The organism is Cupriavidus sp. 30B13, assembly GCF_049059565.2.
Lineage (GTDB): Bacteria > Pseudomonadota > Gammaproteobacteria > Burkholderiales > Burkholderiaceae > Cupriavidus.
Genome location: NZ_CP188223.1, coordinates 3013561 through 3028851 on the forward strand (window position 1 = coordinate 3013561; position 15291 = coordinate 3028851).

At 68.8% G+C, this 15291-nt stretch carries 12 protein-coding genes; 4 read left to right on the plus strand and 8 right to left on the minus strand.

Annotated elements, in window-relative coordinates:
• Positions 1-112 precede the first annotated feature (112 nt).
• Positions 113-1141: a tRNA (adenosine(37)-N6)-threonylcarbamoyltransferase complex transferase subunit TsaD gene (tsaD, locus tag ACKI2N_RS13880; protein WP_420993231.1), complete on the plus strand. Its 1029-nt coding sequence runs from the start codon at positions 113-115 to the stop codon at positions 1139-1141.
• Positions 1142-1184: 43 nt separating this feature from the next.
• On the opposite strand, the gene folE2 is transcribed toward tsaD, so the two are convergent.
• The 4 genes from folE2 to ACKI2N_RS13900 form a co-directional block, all read right to left on the minus strand.
• Positions 1185-1988, minus strand: coding sequence for a GTP cyclohydrolase FolE2 (gene folE2, locus ACKI2N_RS13885; RefSeq protein ID WP_420993232.1), 804 nt, complete (start codon positions 1986-1988; stop codon positions 1185-1187).
• A gap of 265 nt (positions 1989-2253) precedes the next feature.
• Positions 2254-4164 (minus strand): 1-deoxy-D-xylulose-5-phosphate synthase, encoded by a 1911-nt coding sequence (dxs, locus tag ACKI2N_RS13890; protein WP_420993233.1) that lies wholly within the window; start codon positions 4162-4164, stop codon positions 2254-2256.
• A 57-nt stretch (positions 4165-4221) separates the two neighbouring features.
• Positions 4222-5142 (minus strand): polyprenyl synthetase family protein, encoded by a 921-nt coding sequence (locus tag ACKI2N_RS13895; RefSeq protein ID WP_420993234.1) that lies wholly within the window; start codon positions 5140-5142, stop codon positions 4222-4224.
• Positions 5139-5438 carry an exodeoxyribonuclease VII small subunit gene (locus tag ACKI2N_RS13900; RefSeq protein WP_420993235.1) on the minus strand — a complete coding sequence of 100 codons (300 nt, stop codon included), beginning with the start codon at positions 5436-5438 and terminating at the stop codon, positions 5139-5141. The genes ACKI2N_RS13895 and ACKI2N_RS13900 overlap by 4 nt, the downstream gene beginning before the upstream one ends.
• A 356-nt stretch (positions 5439-5794) precedes the next feature.
• On the opposite strand from ACKI2N_RS13900, the gene ACKI2N_RS13905 reads away from it, so the two are divergent.
• The 3 genes from ACKI2N_RS13905 (at position 5795) to ACKI2N_RS13915 (ending at position 8975) form a co-directional block, all read left to right on the plus strand.
• Positions 5795-6898 (plus strand): aromatic ring-hydroxylating oxygenase subunit alpha, encoded by a 1104-nt coding sequence (locus ACKI2N_RS13905; RefSeq protein WP_420993236.1) that lies wholly within the window; start codon positions 5795-5797, stop codon positions 6896-6898.
• 220 nt (positions 6899-7118) lie between these two features.
• A complete protein-coding gene (locus tag ACKI2N_RS13910) occupies positions 7119-8048 on the plus strand; it encodes a DMT family transporter (RefSeq protein WP_420993237.1) in 930 nt (309 codons plus the stop codon).
• Positions 8049-8117: 69 nt separating this feature from the next.
• Positions 8118-8975, plus strand: coding sequence for a sulfurtransferase (locus tag ACKI2N_RS13915; RefSeq protein ID WP_420993238.1), 858 nt, complete (start codon positions 8118-8120; stop codon positions 8973-8975).
• Between the two features lie 25 nt (positions 8976-9000).
• Here ACKI2N_RS13915 and ACKI2N_RS13920 read toward each other — a convergent pair whose 3' ends face one another.
• The 4 genes from ACKI2N_RS13920 to polA form a co-directional block, all read right to left on the minus strand.
• Entirely contained in the window at positions 9001-9783 is a 783-nt protein-coding gene (locus ACKI2N_RS13920) for a ZIP family metal transporter (RefSeq protein WP_420993465.1), read from the minus strand.
• A 194-nt stretch (positions 9784-9977) separates the two neighbouring features.
• Positions 9978-10850 (minus strand): dienelactone hydrolase family protein, encoded by an 873-nt coding sequence (locus ACKI2N_RS13925; RefSeq protein ID WP_420993239.1) that lies wholly within the window; start codon positions 10848-10850, stop codon positions 9978-9980.
• Between the two features lie 99 nt (positions 10851-10949).
• Positions 10950-12278 carry an NAD(P)/FAD-dependent oxidoreductase gene (locus ACKI2N_RS13930; RefSeq protein WP_420993240.1) on the minus strand — a complete coding sequence of 443 codons (1329 nt, stop codon included), beginning with the start codon at positions 12276-12278 and terminating at the stop codon, positions 10950-10952.
• Between the two features lie 204 nt (positions 12279-12482).
• The gene (polA, locus tag ACKI2N_RS13935) at positions 12483-15290 is read right to left on the minus strand and encodes a DNA polymerase I (RefSeq protein ID WP_420993241.1); all 2808 of its coding nucleotides are present in this window, start codon (positions 15288-15290) and stop codon (positions 12483-12485) included.
• Position 15291: the final 1 nt, after the last annotated feature.

The window sequence follows — 15291 nt, forward strand, 5'->3', positions numbered from 1 at the left end:
GCGCCGCTGTGCTACCCTGCTGGCCTTGCGCCAGCGCGCCGGCCGGATGGCCCGCGGCCCGCGCCAACCCATTGATTTGCCGGCCCGATCGGGGCCGGCGCTGCCTGTTCCCATGCTTGTCCTCGGCATCGAATCCTCCTGCGACGAAACCGGCCTGGCCCTCTACGACACCGGGGCCGGTTTGCTCGCGCACGCGCTCCATTCGCAGATCGCCATGCACCGCGACTACGGCGGCGTGGTGCCCGAGCTCGCCTCGCGCGACCATATCCGCCGCGTGCTGCCGCTGCTGCGGCAGATCCTCGGCGAGGCCGGCCGCACCCCCGCCGATATCGACGCGATCGCGTTCACGCAGGGCCCCGGGCTGGCCGGCGCGCTGCTGGTTGGCGCCTCGGTCGCCAACGCGCTCGGTTTTGCCCTCAACGTGCCGATGCTGGGCGTGCACCATCTCGAAGGCCATCTGCTGTCGCCGCTGCTCACGCGCGATCCGCCGCCCTTCCCCTTCGTCGCGCTGCTGGTCTCCGGCGGCCACACGCAATTGATGGAGGTGCGCGGCATCGGCGACTACGCGCTGCTGGGCGAAACGCTCGACGACGCCGCCGGCGAGGCCTTCGACAAGACCGCCAAACTGCTCGGCCTGAGCTATCCGGGCGGCCCGGAAGTCTCGCGCCTGGCCGAGTTCGGCACGCCCGGCGCCTACGCGCTACCGCGGCCGATGCTGCATTCGGGCAACCTGGATTTTTCGTTTGCCGGGCTCAAGACCGCGGTGCTGACGCAAACCCGCAAGCTCGGCAATGTCTGCGAGCAGGACCGCGCCAACCTGGCGCGCTCGTTCGTCGACGCCATCGTCGACGTGCTGGCCGCCAAGTCGATGGCCGCGCTCAAGCAGACCGGGCACCGCAGGCTGGTGGTGGCCGGCGGCGTGGGCGCCAACCGGCAGTTGCGCGAGCGGCTGAACCAGCTCGCCGCGCAGAGGAAGATCGAGGTGCATTACCCCGACCTGGCGTTCTGCACCGACAACGGCGCGATGATCGCCTTCGCCGGCGCCATGCGCCTGCAGGCCGCGCCGGAACTGGCCCGGCACGACTATGGCTACGGCGTGACGCCGCGCTGGGACCTGTCGGACATCCGCCTGCCGGCGTAGCCGGGGCGGCAGGCTGCCGGCCCGCGCCGGCAGCAGCGCGGGATCAGGCGGCGCGCTTGTCCCGTTCGATCACGGCATAGGCGCTGTGATTGTGGATGGACTCGAAGTTCTCCGCTTCGAGCACGTAGGCCACGATGCGCTCGTCCGCATTGAGGCGCATGGCGATGTCGCGCACCAGGTCCTCGACGAACTTCGGGTTTTCGTAGGCGCGCTCGGTGACGAACTTCTCGTCCGGGCGCTTGAGCAGGCCCCACAGCTCGCACGAGGCCTCTTCCTCGGCCATGCGCACCAGCGCTTCCACCGGCAGGTCGCCCGCCAGCTCGACGTTCATGGTGATATGCGAGCGCTGGTTGTGCGCGCCGTACTGCGAGATCTTCTTCGAGCACGGGCACAGGCTGGTGACCGGCACCAGCGCCTTGAGGAACACCTTGGCGGCGCCGTTGCGCACTTCGCCCACCAGCGTGACCTCGTAGTCCATCAGCGACTGCACGCCCGAGACCGGCGCGACCTTGTTGATGAAATACGGGAAGGTGACCTCGATGCGGCCGGCCTCGGCTTCGAGCTTGAGCAGCATCTTGTCGAGCAGGCGGCGGAAAGTGGCAAGCTCGAGCGGCTCGCGCTCTTCCTCGAGCAAGGCCACGAAGCGCGACATGTGCGTGCCCTTCTGGTCCGCCGGCAGGTGCACGTCGAGATTGAAGATGCCGACGGTGGCCTGCACGCCGGCCGGCGTCTTCAGCGACAGGGGATAACGCACGCCTTTCACGCCGACCCGCTGGATGGGGATCTGGCGGGTGTCCAGGCTCGACTGCACGTCGGGCATCACGAAGGCGGGATTGATGTCATTCATACCGGATTCCTAGGTTTCCTCTACGGTCGCGGCATTTTTCGCAGACAACACTGCCGCGCAACGAGTGTGAAACCGCGGGCGACGGCAACCGATGCCTCCCGCAGCTGCGAACACAGAACGTGGGATTTTAAGTGAAATCGCCCGGGGCTGCCGGGAGGGCGGCGATACCCGCACACGAAGCGCGGGATGCCCGAAAGACGCACGGCGGACTGCGCGCGAACCAACGCCGCATGCCCGCCGGCGGCGGGCATGCGTGGCCGGCGGGTCAGGCCGCGCGCGTGGCGACCGTGGCCTGGGCCAGCTTGAAGCGCTCGCGCACCGAGCGCTCGATGCCCGCGGCGTCCAGCCCGCACTGCGAGAGCAGGAAGGCGGGGTCGCCGTGGTCGATGAAGCGGTCGGGCAGGCCAAGCTGCAGCACCGGCATGGCGATGCCGGCGGCAGCCAGCGCTTCGAGCACCGCGCTGCCCGCGCCGCCCATCACGCTGCCTTCCTCGACCGTGACGAGGTAGTCGTGCTCGCGCGCCAGCGTCTTGACCAGCTCTTCGTCGAGCGGCTTGACGAAGCGCATGTTGGCCACCGAGGCGTCCAGCGCCTCGGCCGCGGCCAGCGCCGGATGCAGCATCGAGCCGAAGGCCAGGATGGCCACGCGCTGGCCGGCGCGCGCGCCGCCGCTGCGGCGCATCTCGCCCTTGCCGACCGGCAGCGCGGTCAGCGCCGCCTCGGTCGCCACGCCGGCGCCGGCGCCGCGCGGATAACGCACGGCGGTCGGGCAATCCTGCTGGAAGGCGGTGGTCAGCAGCTGGCGGCATTCGTTCTCGTCGGCCGGCGCCATCACCATCATGTTGGGGATGCAGCGCAGGAAGGCGATGTCGTAGGCACCGGCGTGGGTGGCGCCGTCGGCGCCCACCAGGCCGGCGCGGTCGAGCGCGAACACCACCGGCAGGTTCTGCAGCGCCACGTCGTGGATGAGCTGGTCGTAGCCGCGCTGCAGGAAGGTCGAGTAGATCGCCACCACCGGCTTGAGGCCTTCGCAGGCCAGCCCGCCGGCAAAGGTCACCGCGTGCTGTTCGGCGATGCCCACGTCGTAGTAGCGGTCCGGGAAGCGCTTCTCGAATTCCACCATGCCCGAGCCTTCGCGCATGGCCGGCGTCACGCCCACCAGGCGCGGATCGGCCGCGGCCATGTCGCACAGCCAGTCGCCGAAGACCTGGGTGTAGGTCTTGCGCGCGGGCTTGGCCGAGGGACGGATGCCTTCGGCCGGGTTGAACTTGCCCGGGCCGTGGTACAGGATCGGGTCGGCTTCGGCCAGCTTGTAGCCCTGGCCCTTCTTGGTGACCACGTGCAGGAACTGCGGGCCGCCGCCCTCGAGGGCGCGCTTGCGGATGTTCTGCAGCGTCGGCACCAGCGACTCGAGGTCGTGGCCGTCGATCGGGCCGATGTAGTTGAAGCCGAATTCCTCGAACAGGGTGGCCGGGACCATCATGCCCTTGGCATGTTCCTCGAAGCGCTTGGCGAATTCCAGCACCGGCGGCGCCACCGACAGCACGCGCTCGATATGCTTCTTGGTCGAGGCGTAGAACTGGCCGCTCATCAGGCGCGCGAGGTGGCGGTTGAGCATGCCGACCGGGGGCGAGATCGACATGTCGTTGTCGTTGAGCACCACCAGCAGCGGCAGGTCCTTGTAGACGCCGGCATTGTTCATGGCCTCGAAGGCCATGCCCGCGGTCATCGCGCCGTCGCCGATCACGGCGATGCCCACGCGCTTCTCGCCCTGCGTGCGCGCGCCCAGCGCCATGCCGAGCGCGGCCGAGATCGAGGTGGAGGAGTGCGCGGTGCCGAAGGTGTCGTACTCGCTTTCGGCGCGGCGCGGAAAGCCCGAGATGCCGCCCCACTGGCGCAGCGAATGCATGCGGTCGCGCCGCCCGGTCAGGATCTTGTGCGGGTAGCTCTGGTGGCCCACGTCCCATACCACGCGGTCTTCCGGGGTATCGAACACATAGTGCAGCGCGATGGTCAGCTCGACCGTGCCGAGATTGGACGACAGGTGGCCGCCGGTCTGCGACACGGATTCGAGCACGTAGGCGCGAAGTTCCTCGGCCAGCGTCTGGAGCTGGCGCCGGTCCAGCCGGCGGAGGGCTGCGGGGTCGTCTATGGTTTTAAGCAGTGCGTAGGTCATGATGTCCGTTCGGCGGCCGGATTCTTGTGCCCGGTTATCGGTTTTCTACTTATCATTTCAGTTCGAGCGCAGCACGATCAGATCGGCCAGTTCGCCCAGGCGTTTGGCGCGCGCGCCGAACACCGCCAGCGCCTCGTGCGCCGAGGCGCGCAGTTTCGCCGCCAGCTCGCGGGCGGGCTCGAGGCCCATCAGCGAGACATAGGTCGGCTTGTCGTTGGCGGCATCCTTGCCGGCGGTCTTGCCCAGCGTGGCGGTATCCGCGGTCACGTCGAGGATATCGTCCACCACCTGGAACGCCAGCCCAACAGCCGCGGCATAGCGGTCGAGCGCGGCCAGGCCGGCTTCGTCCACCTTGCCGCAGCAGGCGCCCATGCGCACGCTGGCGCGCAGCAGGGCACCGGTCTTCATGCGGTGCATCGCCTCGAGTTCGTCGAGCGACATGGCCAGGCCCACGTGCTGCAGGTCGATGGCCTGCCCGCCCGCCATGCCGACCGAGCCCGAGGCCCGGGCCAGCTCCGCCACCAGGCGCATGCGCGCGGCGGCGTCGAGCGTGGCCAGCGAAGCCGATTCGGCCAGCACCGTGAATGCCTGGGTCTGCAGCGCGTCGCCCACCAGCAGCGCCGTCGCCTCATCATAAGCCTTGTGCACGGTGGGGCGGCCGCGGCGCAGGTCGTCGTCGTCCATGCAGGGCATGTCGTCGTGCACCAGCGAGTACGCGTGGATCATCTCCACCGCGCAGGCCGCCGCGTCGCAAGCCTCGGGCGCCGCGCCGGCCACTTCGCCGGCCGCATGCACCAGCAGCGGCCGCACGCGCTTGCCGCCGCCGAGCACAGCATACCGCATCGCCTCGTGCAGCCTGGCCGGCACGATGCCGGCGGCCGGCAGCTCGGCGTCCAGGGCCTTTTCGGTGCGGGCGCCCTGGGCGCGCATCCAGCCGGCGAAATCGCCGGCGTCGAGATTCTGCCTGGATTCGCTCATTCCTGCTCTCCCGGCATGGCGGCTTCGGCGGGGGCGGTCTTGAGGACATCGCCATCCAGCACCTTGACCTGCTGCTCCACGCGCTCCAGCGTCTGCTGGCAATACTTCACCAGTTCCGCGCCGCGCTTGTACGCCGCCAGCGAATCTTCCAGCGGCAGCGCGCCGCCTTCCATGCTGGCCACCAGCGCCTCCAGTTCGGCCATGGCGGCCTCGTAGGATGCTGGCGTCGCGGTGGCGGACCGCTGGTCGGCCGAGGCCGTTTCGGCCTGGGCCGGGGAGCTCGTAGTCTTGGGCATTGCGGACATTAAATCTGGGGAAGCTGGGATTTTACGCCAAAGCGCGACATTGGCCCCATCCCCTGCTCACGCGCATGCAGGGGGCGTTGCCGGAAAGTGACTTGTGCGCTTGGGTCGTCTTTCCGAATGCGCCCGGAACGGCACCTCCATGACGACCCGGGTCGACTTTTTCGCTAAAAAGGCCAAATAATCAGTCCCTTAACTTTTTGGCTCGGGTACAATCCGCGGTTCGTCAGCGCGATCCGAACCCACGGCCGGGAAGCAGGCCTGGGGGTCGCTGACTGTCTTTCCCAAATCGATTTCTTTTCGATGGTTGGGTTGTTCACTGCTTTCGCCTGTCATAGGGAGTGGGGATAATGTCCAATCTCAGCACCGCGCTGAAACTGGTGCCGGCTGATTCGCAACTGCCCGTCAACGTCTACTTCGACGAGGCGCTGCATCAACAAGAACTGGAACTGCTGTTCAAGAAGGGCCCGGGCTACGTCGGCCATGAACTGATGGTCCCCGAAACGGGCGACTACCAGGCGCTCGCGGCCGAGGAAGAAGGCCGCATCCTGGTCCGGAACCCCGGCGGGATCGAGCTGCTCTCCAATGTCTGCCGCCACCGGCAGGCCATCATGCTCAACGGCCGCGGCAACGCGCAGAACATCGTCTGTCCGCTGCACCGCTGGACCTACGACCTGAAGGGCGAACTGCTCGGGGCGCCGCATTTCGACAAGCAGCCGTGCGTGCACCTGAACCGCTCGCCGCTGCAGAACTGGAACGGGCTGCTGTTCGAGGGCGAGCGCGACGTGCGCGCCGACCTGGCGCGCCTGGGCGTGGCCGCGGACCTGAACTTCGACGGCTACATGCTCGACCACGTCGAGATCCACGAGTGCGACTACAACTGGAAGACCTTCATCGAGGTCTACCTGGAGGACTACCACGTCGTGCCGTTCCACCCCGGCCTGGGCAGCTTCGTCTCGTGCGACGACCTGAGCTGGGAGTTCGGCGACTGGCACAGCGTCCAGACGGTCGGCCTGCACGCCGGCCTGAAACGGCCCGGCAGCCCCACGTACCAGAAATGGCACGAGGCGGTGCTGCGCTTCAACAACGGCGTGCTGCCGAAGTACGGCGCGATCTGGCTGACCTACTACCCCAACATCATGGTGGAGTGGTATCCGCACGTGCTGGTGGTGTCCACGCTGCATCCGCTCGGCCCGAACAAGACCCGCAACGTGGTCGAGTTCTACTACCCCGAGGAGATCGTGCTGTTCGAGCGCGAGTTCGTCGAGGCCGAGCGCGCCGCCTACATGGAAACCTGCATCGAGGACGACGAGATCGCCGAGCGCATGGATGCCGGGCGCCGCGCCCTGCTCAAGCGCGGCGTCAGCGAGACCGGCCCCTACCAGTCGCCGATGGAAGACGGCATGCAGCATTTCCACGAGTGGTATCGCCGCGCCATGTCCTTCACGGACTGAGTCAGGGATCGAAAGCCAACGAAACGGATCGCCCAGGCGGTCCGTTTTGCCTTTGTTGCGGCGCACTCGCGCTGCTACAATCTCCGCTTCCCGTGTGCGCCCGGCATCTCGCCGCGCCACGCGGGCCATTCGCCGCCGCGAAGCCTTTCGCGGGCATGGCCGCTCCGCTTTGGAGCAGGCCGGACCCGCGCGCTGTCCATTCCTTCCTTGTCGCCCCGCCATGCAATCGCTCTGGATGCTGTTCGCCGCCTTCGCCTTTTCTCTGATGGGGGTGGGCGTCAAGCTGGCATCCGAGCTGTACACCACCGGCGAGATCGTGTTCTACCGCAGCGCGGTCAGCGTGGTCATCATGTGGGTGGTGCTGGCCTCGTCGGGCGTCTCCGTGCGCACGCCGCACATGGTGATGCACATCAAGCGCAGCCTGTTCGGCGTGACCGCGCTGCTGCTGTGGTTCACCTCGATCACGCTGCTGCCGCTGGCCACCGCGATGACGCTGAACTACATGTCGCCGGTGTGGATCGCCCTGATCCTGGGTGCCGGCGCCGCGCTGGCGGGCACCCGCGGGGCCGGCGCCGACCGCAAGCTGATCGGCGCCATCCTGATGTCCTTCGCCGGCGTGCTGTGCCTGTTGCAGCCGTCGGTCGGCCAGGACCAGCTCACCGGCGGCCTGATCGGACTGATCTCCGGCATCTTCACCGCGCTGGCCTACGTGGAGGTGCGCCAGCTCGGGCAGCTGGGCGAGCCGGAAGGCCGCATCGTGTTCTATTTCTCGGCGGTGGGCATGGTGGTGGGCCTGGCCTGGATGCTGGCCAGCGGCGTCAGCACCCATAGCTGGCACGGCGCGGCGCTGCTGCTGGGCATCGGCATCCTCGCCACGCTGGGGCAGACCGCCATGACGCGCGCCTACAAGCGCGGCAACACGCTGCTCACGGCCAACCTGCAGTACGCGGGCATCGTGTTTTCCAGCCTGTGGGGCATGCTGGTCTGGAGCGACAAGCTCAACTGGCTGTCGTGGCTGGGCATGGCGCTGATCATCGCCAGCGGCATCGCCACCACGCTGACGCGCGCGCGCGAGGGCGCCGCCGGCAGGCAACCCACGCGCGCCACCCCGCTGCGCTCGCCGGAGGCGGAAGTCCATCCCGAGGTGTAGCATCGACCGTGGCGCCCCAAGCCCCGCGCGCCGGCGCGCCACGGTGCTTTCCCAACCAGAGGCCATTCCATGTTCACCACCCTGATTTCCAGCCAGGACCTGCGCGCGCTGCGCGAAGACAGCGGCCGCCACAGCGTCGTGATCGACTGCACCTTCGACCTGGCAAACCCGGCCGCCGGCCGCGAGGCCTACCACGCCAACCACCTGCCGGGCGCGTTCTACCTGCACCTGGACAATGAGTTGTCCGGCCCCAAGACCGGCAGCAACGGCCGCCACCCGCTGCCCGATCCCGACACGCTGACCGCGCGCCTGCGCGCGCTCGGCGTCGGCGCGGACAGCCAGGTCATTGCCTACGATGCCCAGGGCGGCATGTTCGCGGCGCGCCTGTGGTGGCTGCTGCGCTGGCTGGGCCACGAGGCCGTGGCGGTGCTCGACGGCGGCAAGAACGCCTGGGTGGCGGCCGGCCTGCCGCTGGAGGCGGGCACCACGCCCGAGCCCGAGACGCCGGGCACCTTCACCCGCAAGGCCTCGCTGGTGGCCACGGTGGATGCGGCCCTGGTGCTGGCCAACCTCGACGAGCCGCGCCGGCTGGTGGTGGACGCGCGCGCGCCCGACCGCTTCCGCGGCGAGAACGAGACGCTGGATCCGGTCGGCGGGCATATCCCGGGCGCGGTCAACCGCTTCTTCAAGGACAACCTGCGGGCCGACGGCAGCTTCAAGCCCGCGGCGGCGCTGCGCGAGGAATTCGCGCAGGTGCTGGGCGCCACCCCGCCGGGCGCCGCCATCATGCAGTGCGGCTCGGGCGTCACCGCCTGCCACAACGTGCTGGCGCTGGAAGTGGCGGGCCTGCGCGGCGCCGCCTTGTACCCGGGTTCCTGGAGCGAGTGGTGCGCCGACCCGGCCAGGCCGGTCGCCAGCGGCGCCTGAGCCGGCTTGCCGGGGGCCTGTGCGCCTACTTGCCGGCCGCCGCCGCGCGCGCGGGGCGGTGGCCGTGCCCCTCGTGCACGCCGTTGGTGATGAAGAAGATGGCGCAGATGCCGGCCGCCACCAGCACCATCTGGATGATCGACTCGCGCCAGCGCGGCTTGCGCTGCATCTGCGGCATCAGGTCGCTCACGGCGATATAGACGAAGCTGCTCGAGGCGATCACCAGCACGTAGGGGATCCAGCCGCTCATCTGGTCCAGCAGGTAGTACCCCACCAGCCCGCCGGCGATGGCCGCCAGGCTCGACAGCAGGTTGAAGGCGAACGCGCGCACCTTCGAGAAACCCGCATTGAGCAGCACGATGAAGTCGCCCACTTCCTGCGGGATCTCGTGCGCCGCGATCGCCAGCGCGGTGACCAGGCCGATATGCGGATCCGCCAGGAAAGCCGCCGCGATCACGATGCCGTCGGCGAAATTGTGGAAGGTGTCGCCGACCAGGATGGTCAGGCCGCTGCGCCCGGCTTCCTCGCGGTCGTGGCCATGGTGGTGATGGTGCCCGTCGCCCTCGTGATGGTGCGAATGGCGCAGCAGCGCGATCTTTTCCAGCAGGAAGAAGCCCAGCAGGCCGGCCAGCAGCGTGCCGAACAGCGCCCGCGGGTCGGCGCCCGACTCGAACGCCTCCGGCAGCGAATGCAGCAGCGCGGTGGCCAGCAGCACTCCCACCGAGAAGCTCACCATGCGCTCCACCACGCGCGAGGCCACCGTCAGCGACAGCAGCGCCGCTCCGAAGATACTGCCCACCCCGGAGATCGTGGCGGCCAGCAGGATGTAGGCAAGGGTGGAATCGATGATGGGCTCCCGGGGCCGGCCATGCCCCGGCGGGGAGCGGCACCGACCTCAAACGCAACAGTGTTGCAATAAACGAAGCCCGCATTGTACGTAGATTGGCGCCGACTTTGCAAATGCTGCGCCAGCCGGCCGCCTTTACACGCGATTACACGCGATTACGCGCCGTGCTGCCTGAACCAGGCCAGGCAGCGCTGCCAGCCGTCCTTTGCGTCCGCGGCGACGTAGCTCGGCCGGTAGTCCGCGTTGAAGGCGTGGCCGGCGTCCGGATACACCACGAACACCGACGCCCTGGCGTCGGCATTGTCCGCGGCGGCCAGCGCCGCCTTCATCCGGGCCACATGTTCCTGCGTGATGCCGGTGTCCTTGGCGCCATACAGGCCCAGCACCGGCACGTTGAGCTGGCCCGCCACGTCGACCGGATTCCTGGGCTTGAGCTGGCTGGGCTCGCCCACCAGCTGGCCGTACCAGGCCACGGCGGCCTTGAGCCGCTTGCTGTGCGCGGCATACAGCCAGGTGATGCGACCGCCCCAGCAAAAGCCGGTGATGGCCAGCCGGCCGAGGTCGCCGCCATTGGCGCCGGCCCAGGCCACGGCCGCATCGAGGTCGCCGAGCACCTGTTCGTCGGGCACCTTGGCGACCAGCTGGGTCTGCAGCTCCTGCAAGGTGCCGAAGCTGGCCGGGTCGCCCTGGCGCGCGAACAGTTCCGGCGCGATGGCGAGGTAGCCGAGCTTGGCGAAGCGGCGGCAGATATCGGCGATATGCTCGTGCACGCCGAAGATCTCGCTGATCACCAGCACCACCGGCAGGTTGGTCTTGCCTTCCGGCTGCGCGCGGTAGACCGGCATGTTGAAGCCGCCGGAGACCACGGTGACCTCGCCGGCGGTGAGGCCCGCGAAGTCGGTCTTGATGGTCTGCGCGGACACCGGCAGGACGGCCGCGGCGAATGCCGAGCCCAGCGCGGTCCTGACGAACGCCCGGCGGTCGAAGGACTGTCCGGGTACGAGGCTTTCCACTTCGGGCTTCAGCATGCGGTCTCCTGCTTGGCGGGTTGGGGAGACCGATTCTAAGCAAACATGGCGCCCGGCGCACGCGGGCGGCCCAAATCGCGCGCGGCGCGCGCGGCGCCCTCAGTGCAGCTTGACGCGCGGGCTGGTCTTGCTGCGCAGCCAGTGGGTCACGGTGTCCAGCGCCATGCGCACGGCGCCGTGCAGCGCCAGCACGTGCATGCGGTACAGCGAGCTGTACATCACCCGCGCCATCAGCCCCTCGATGAACATCGAGCCGCCGATCAGGCCGCCCATCAGGCTGCCGACCGCGCTGAAATGCCCGAGCGACACCAGCGAGCCCAGGTCCTTGAAGCGGAACTCGGGCAGCGGCTTGCCTGCGAGCCGCGCGCGCAGGGCACCGTAGAGGAAGGTGGCCTGCTGGTGCGCCGCCTGCGCGCGCGGCGGCACGGCGGTCTGCTTCTCCGGCCACGGGCAGCTGGCGCAGTCGCCGAAGGCGAAGATGTCCGGGTCGGTCTCGCTCTGCAAGGTGGGCCCCACCACGATCTGCCCCATGCGGCTGACCGGCAGGCCGAGCGTGGCCAGCACCGGCGGCGCGGTGATGCCGGCGGCCCATACGGTCAGGTCGGCGTCGATGCGCTTGCCGCTGGCGGTCAGCACGGCGTCGGCGGTGACCTCGGTGACGCGCTCGGCGGTGAAGACGTCGATGCCGAGCTTGTGCAGCAGCTTGGTGGTTTCGGTGGAGACGCGCTCGGACAGCGCCGGCAGGATGCGCGGTCCGGCCTCGATCACGTGGATGCGCACGTCGCGGCGCGGATCGAGCTGGTGCAGCCCGTAGGCGCTCAGCACGTGCGCGGTATTGCGCAGCTCCGCCGACAGCTCGACGCCGGTGGCGCCGGCCCCGATGATGGCCACGTCCACGCGCGGCCGCCCGTCCTCGCCGACGCGCCCGCGCCCGTTCTGCGCGCGCACGCAGGCCGCGATCAGCCGGCGGCGGAAGCGCTCGGCCTGCTCCACGGTATCGAGCGCGATGGCGTTCTCGGCGGCGCCCGGCACGCCGAAGAAATGCGTGACGCAGCCGATCGCCAGCACCAGGGTGTCGTAGGGCAATTCGCGCGCGGGCAGCAGCTCCAAGCCGTCGAGATCGAGGCAGGCGGCCACCGAGATGGTCTTGCGGGCGCGGTCGATGCCGGTCAGCTCGCCCTGCTGGAACTCGAAGTCGTGCCAGCGCGCCTGCGCCACGTATTCGAGTTGATGGGTGTTGGGATCCATGCTGCCGGCGGCGACTTCATGCAGCAGCGGTTTCCAGATATGGGTCGGCGAGCGGTCCACCAGCACCACCTGCGCGGCCCCGCTCTTGCCGAGCTTGTCGCCCAGCCGCGTGACCAGCTCCAGCCCGCCTGCCCCTCCTCCGACCACGATGATGCGATGCGCCCTTTCCTCTGTGCTCATGATCTACCCAGTGTCGTCGATATGTTTTTCTTGCCGCGGGCCGGCGCGCATGAGCCGGCGAGGCTTTGCGCCAGTCTGCTGCACGGCAACAAGACTGGCAAGCCGCCATTCACCGATTCAGCGGTCGCTTCAATCGAAACCAGGATGCAGGAATCACGCCGCGCCGGCAATGCCGGCGCGCGCAGGGACGGCGCCCGGCGCGCCTCAGTGCGCCTCCTCCCAGTTGCTGCCGCTACCCACTTCCGCCACCAGCGGCACGCGCAGCTGCGCCACGCCGCACATCAGTTCCGGCAGCTTGACGCGGACCAGTTCCAGCTCGGCCTCGGGCACTTCCAGCACCAGTTCGTCGTGCACCTGCATGACCTGGCGCGTGCCGAGCGCGTCGCGCTCCAGCCAGCCCTGCACGGCGATCATCGACAGCTTGATCAGGTCGGCCGCGGTGCCCTGCATCGGCGCGTTGATGGCCGCGCGCTCGGCGCCCTGGCGGCGCGGGCCGTTGCCGCCGTTGATGTCCGGCAGCCACAGGCGGCGGCCGAACACGGTCTCGACGAAACCCTGCTCGCGCGCGGTCTGGCGCGTTTCTTCCATGTAGCGCGCCACGCCCGGATAGCGCATGAAATAGCGGTCGATGTAGTGCTTGGCGGCCTCGCGCTCGATGCCCAGGTTGCTGGCCAGGCCGAACGCGCTCATGCCGTAGATCAGGCCGAAGTTGATGACCTTGGCATAGCGGCGCTGCTCGCTGCTGACCGCGGCGGGGTCCACGCCGAAGATCTCGGCGGCGGTGGCGCGGTGCACGTCGGCGCCCTCGGCGAACGCGCGCAGCAGGTTCTCGTCGCCCGAGATATGGGCCATGATGCGCAGCTCGATCTGCGAGTAGTCGGCCGAGACGATGACGTTGCCCGGCGCGGCGATGAACGCCTCGCGGATGCGCCGGCCTTCCTCGGTGCGCACCGGGATGTTCTGCAGGTTGGGGTCGGTGGAGGCGAGGCGCCCGGTCACCGCGGTGGCCTGCCCGTAGCTGGTATGCACGCGCCCGGTGGCCGCGTTGACCATCTTCGGCAGCTTGTCGGTGTAGGTGGACTTGAGCTTGGCCAGGCCGCGGTAGTCCAGCAGCAGCTTGGGCAGCGGATAGTCCTCGGCCAGCTTCTGCAGCACCTCTTCGTCGGTGGACGGCGCGCCGCTGGCGGTCTTCTTGACCACCGGCAGCTTCATCTGGCCGAACAGGATCTCGCCGATCTGCTTGGGCGAGCCGAGGTTGAACGGCTGCCCGGCGGCGTCGTAGGCGGCCTGCTCCAGCTCCAGCATGCGCTGGCCGAGCTGCGCGCTCTGCGCGGCCAGGCGCTCCGCATCGATCAGCACGCCGTTGCGCTCGACCTTCTGCAGCACCACCGAGACCGGCATCTCGATCTGCTCGTAGACGTAGCGCAGCCCGCGCAGGGCCTCCACCTGCGGGTACATGTTGCGGTGCAGGCGCAGCGTGACGTCGGCGTCCTCGGCGGCGTACTCGGTGGCGCGCGCGATGTCGATCTGGTCGAAGCAGATCTGGCTCGCGCCCTTGCCGCACACTTCCTCGTAGGTGATGGTCTTGAGGCCGAGCAGGCGCTCGGCCAGGCTGTCCATGCCGTGGTTGCGGTGCGAGGCCAGCACGTAGCTCTGCAGCATGGTGTCGTGCCTCACCCCGCGCAGCGCCACGCCGTGGTTGGCGAACACGTGAACGTCGTACTTGAGGTGCTGGCCGAGCTTGTCGCGCGACGGATCCTCCAGCCACGCGCGCATGCGCCCGAGCACGAACTCGCGCGAAAGCTGCCCATGCCCTTCCAGGCCCACCACGTCGGGACCGACGTGGGCCACGGGAATGTAGACCGCCTCGCCCGGCTCGATCGACATCGAGATGCCGACCAGCTGCGCCTGCATCGGGTCGAGCGAAGTGGTCTCGGTATCGATGGCCACCAGCGGCGCGGTTTCCACGCGGCGCATGAAGGCTTCGAGCGCGGCCTCGGTGGTGATGGCTTCGTAGCGGATCTGCGCCGGCGCGGGCGCGGCGTCGAACAGGCCGCCCTGGGCCGGGCCGGCGGCCTGGCCGTTGCCCTGCGGCAGCGGCTCGCCGGCGCGCGCGCGCGCCTGGGCGCGCGGGTCGGGCAGGCTCTCGCCGGTGGCTTCGCGCAGCCAGGTCTTGAAGCCGTAGCGCGAGAAGAACTCGACCAGTTTTTCCTTGTCCTCGCCGGCGTCCTTGAGCTGGTGGAAATCGGCCAGCGCGCTCTTGAGGTCGCAGTCGGTCTTGACCGTCACCAGCTCGCGCGCCTTGGGCAGCCAGTCCAGCGTGTTGCGCAGGTTCTCGCCCACCACGCCCTTGATGCCGGCGGCATTGGCCATGATGTCGTCGAGCGTGCCGTATTCGGTCAGCCATTTGACCGCGGTCTTGGGGCCGACCTTGGGCACGCCGGGCACGTTGTCCACCGCGTCGCCGATCAGCGAGAGATAGTCGACGATGCGCTGCGGCGGCACGCCGAACTTGGCCGCCACGCCGGGCGGGTCCAGGATCTCGCCGCTCATGGTGTTGACCAGCGTGACGTGCTCGTCCACCAGTTGCGCGAGGTCCTTGTCGCCGGTGGAGACCACCGTGCGCATGCCTTCGGCGGTGGCCTGGCGCGCCAGCGTGCCGATCACGTCGTCGGCCTCCACGCCCTCCACCACCACGATGGGCCAGCCCAGCGCGCGCACCGCGTCGTGGATCGGCTCGATCTGCTTTGCCAGGTCCTCGGGCATCGAGGGACGATGCTCCTTGTAGGCGGGATAGAGATCGTCGCGGAAGGTCTTGCCCTTGGCGTCGAACACGCAGGCGCTATACTCTGCCGGGAAATCGCTGCGCAGCTTGCGCAGCATATTGATCATGCCGTAGATTGCCCCTGTGGGCAGCCCCTCCGCGTTCCTCAGGTCCGGCAGGGCGTGATACGCGCGATACAAATAGCTCGACCCATCGACGAGCAAGAGTGTTTTTGGACTATCCGACATT

Excerpts from the sequence above, each read along its gene's own strand:
- tsaD (WP_420993231.1), top strand. The coding sequence starts at position 113 with ATGCTTGTCCTCGGCATCGAATCCTCCTGCGACGAAACCGGCCTGGCC.
- folE2 (WP_420993232.1), bottom strand. The coding sequence starts at position 1,988 with ATGAATGACATCAATCCCGCCTTCGTGATGCCCGACGTGCAGTCGAGC.
- dxs (WP_420993233.1), bottom strand. The coding sequence starts at position 4,164 with ATGACCTACGCACTGCTTAAAACCATAGACGACCCCGCAGCCCTCCGC.
- ACKI2N_RS13895 (WP_420993234.1), bottom strand. The coding sequence starts at position 5,142 with ATGAGCGAATCCAGGCAGAATCTCGACGCCGGCGATTTCGCCGGCTGG.
- ACKI2N_RS13900 (WP_420993235.1), bottom strand. The coding sequence starts at position 5,438 with ATGCCCAAGACTACGAGCTCCCCGGCCCAGGCCGAAACGGCCTCGGCC.
- ACKI2N_RS13905 (WP_420993236.1), top strand. The coding sequence starts at position 5,795 with ATGTCCAATCTCAGCACCGCGCTGAAACTGGTGCCGGCTGATTCGCAA.
- ACKI2N_RS13910 (WP_420993237.1), top strand. The coding sequence starts at position 7,119 with ATGCAATCGCTCTGGATGCTGTTCGCCGCCTTCGCCTTTTCTCTGATG.
- ACKI2N_RS13915 (WP_420993238.1), top strand. The coding sequence starts at position 8,118 with ATGTTCACCACCCTGATTTCCAGCCAGGACCTGCGCGCGCTGCGCGAA.
- ACKI2N_RS13925 (WP_420993239.1), bottom strand. The coding sequence starts at position 10,850 with ATGCTGAAGCCCGAAGTGGAAAGCCTCGTACCCGGACAGTCCTTCGAC.
- ACKI2N_RS13930 (WP_420993240.1), bottom strand. The coding sequence starts at position 12,278 with ATGAGCACAGAGGAAAGGGCGCATCGCATCATCGTGGTCGGAGGAGGG.
- polA (WP_420993241.1), bottom strand. The coding sequence starts at position 15,290 with ATGTCGGATAGTCCAAAAACACTCTTGCTCGTCGATGGGTCGAGCTAT.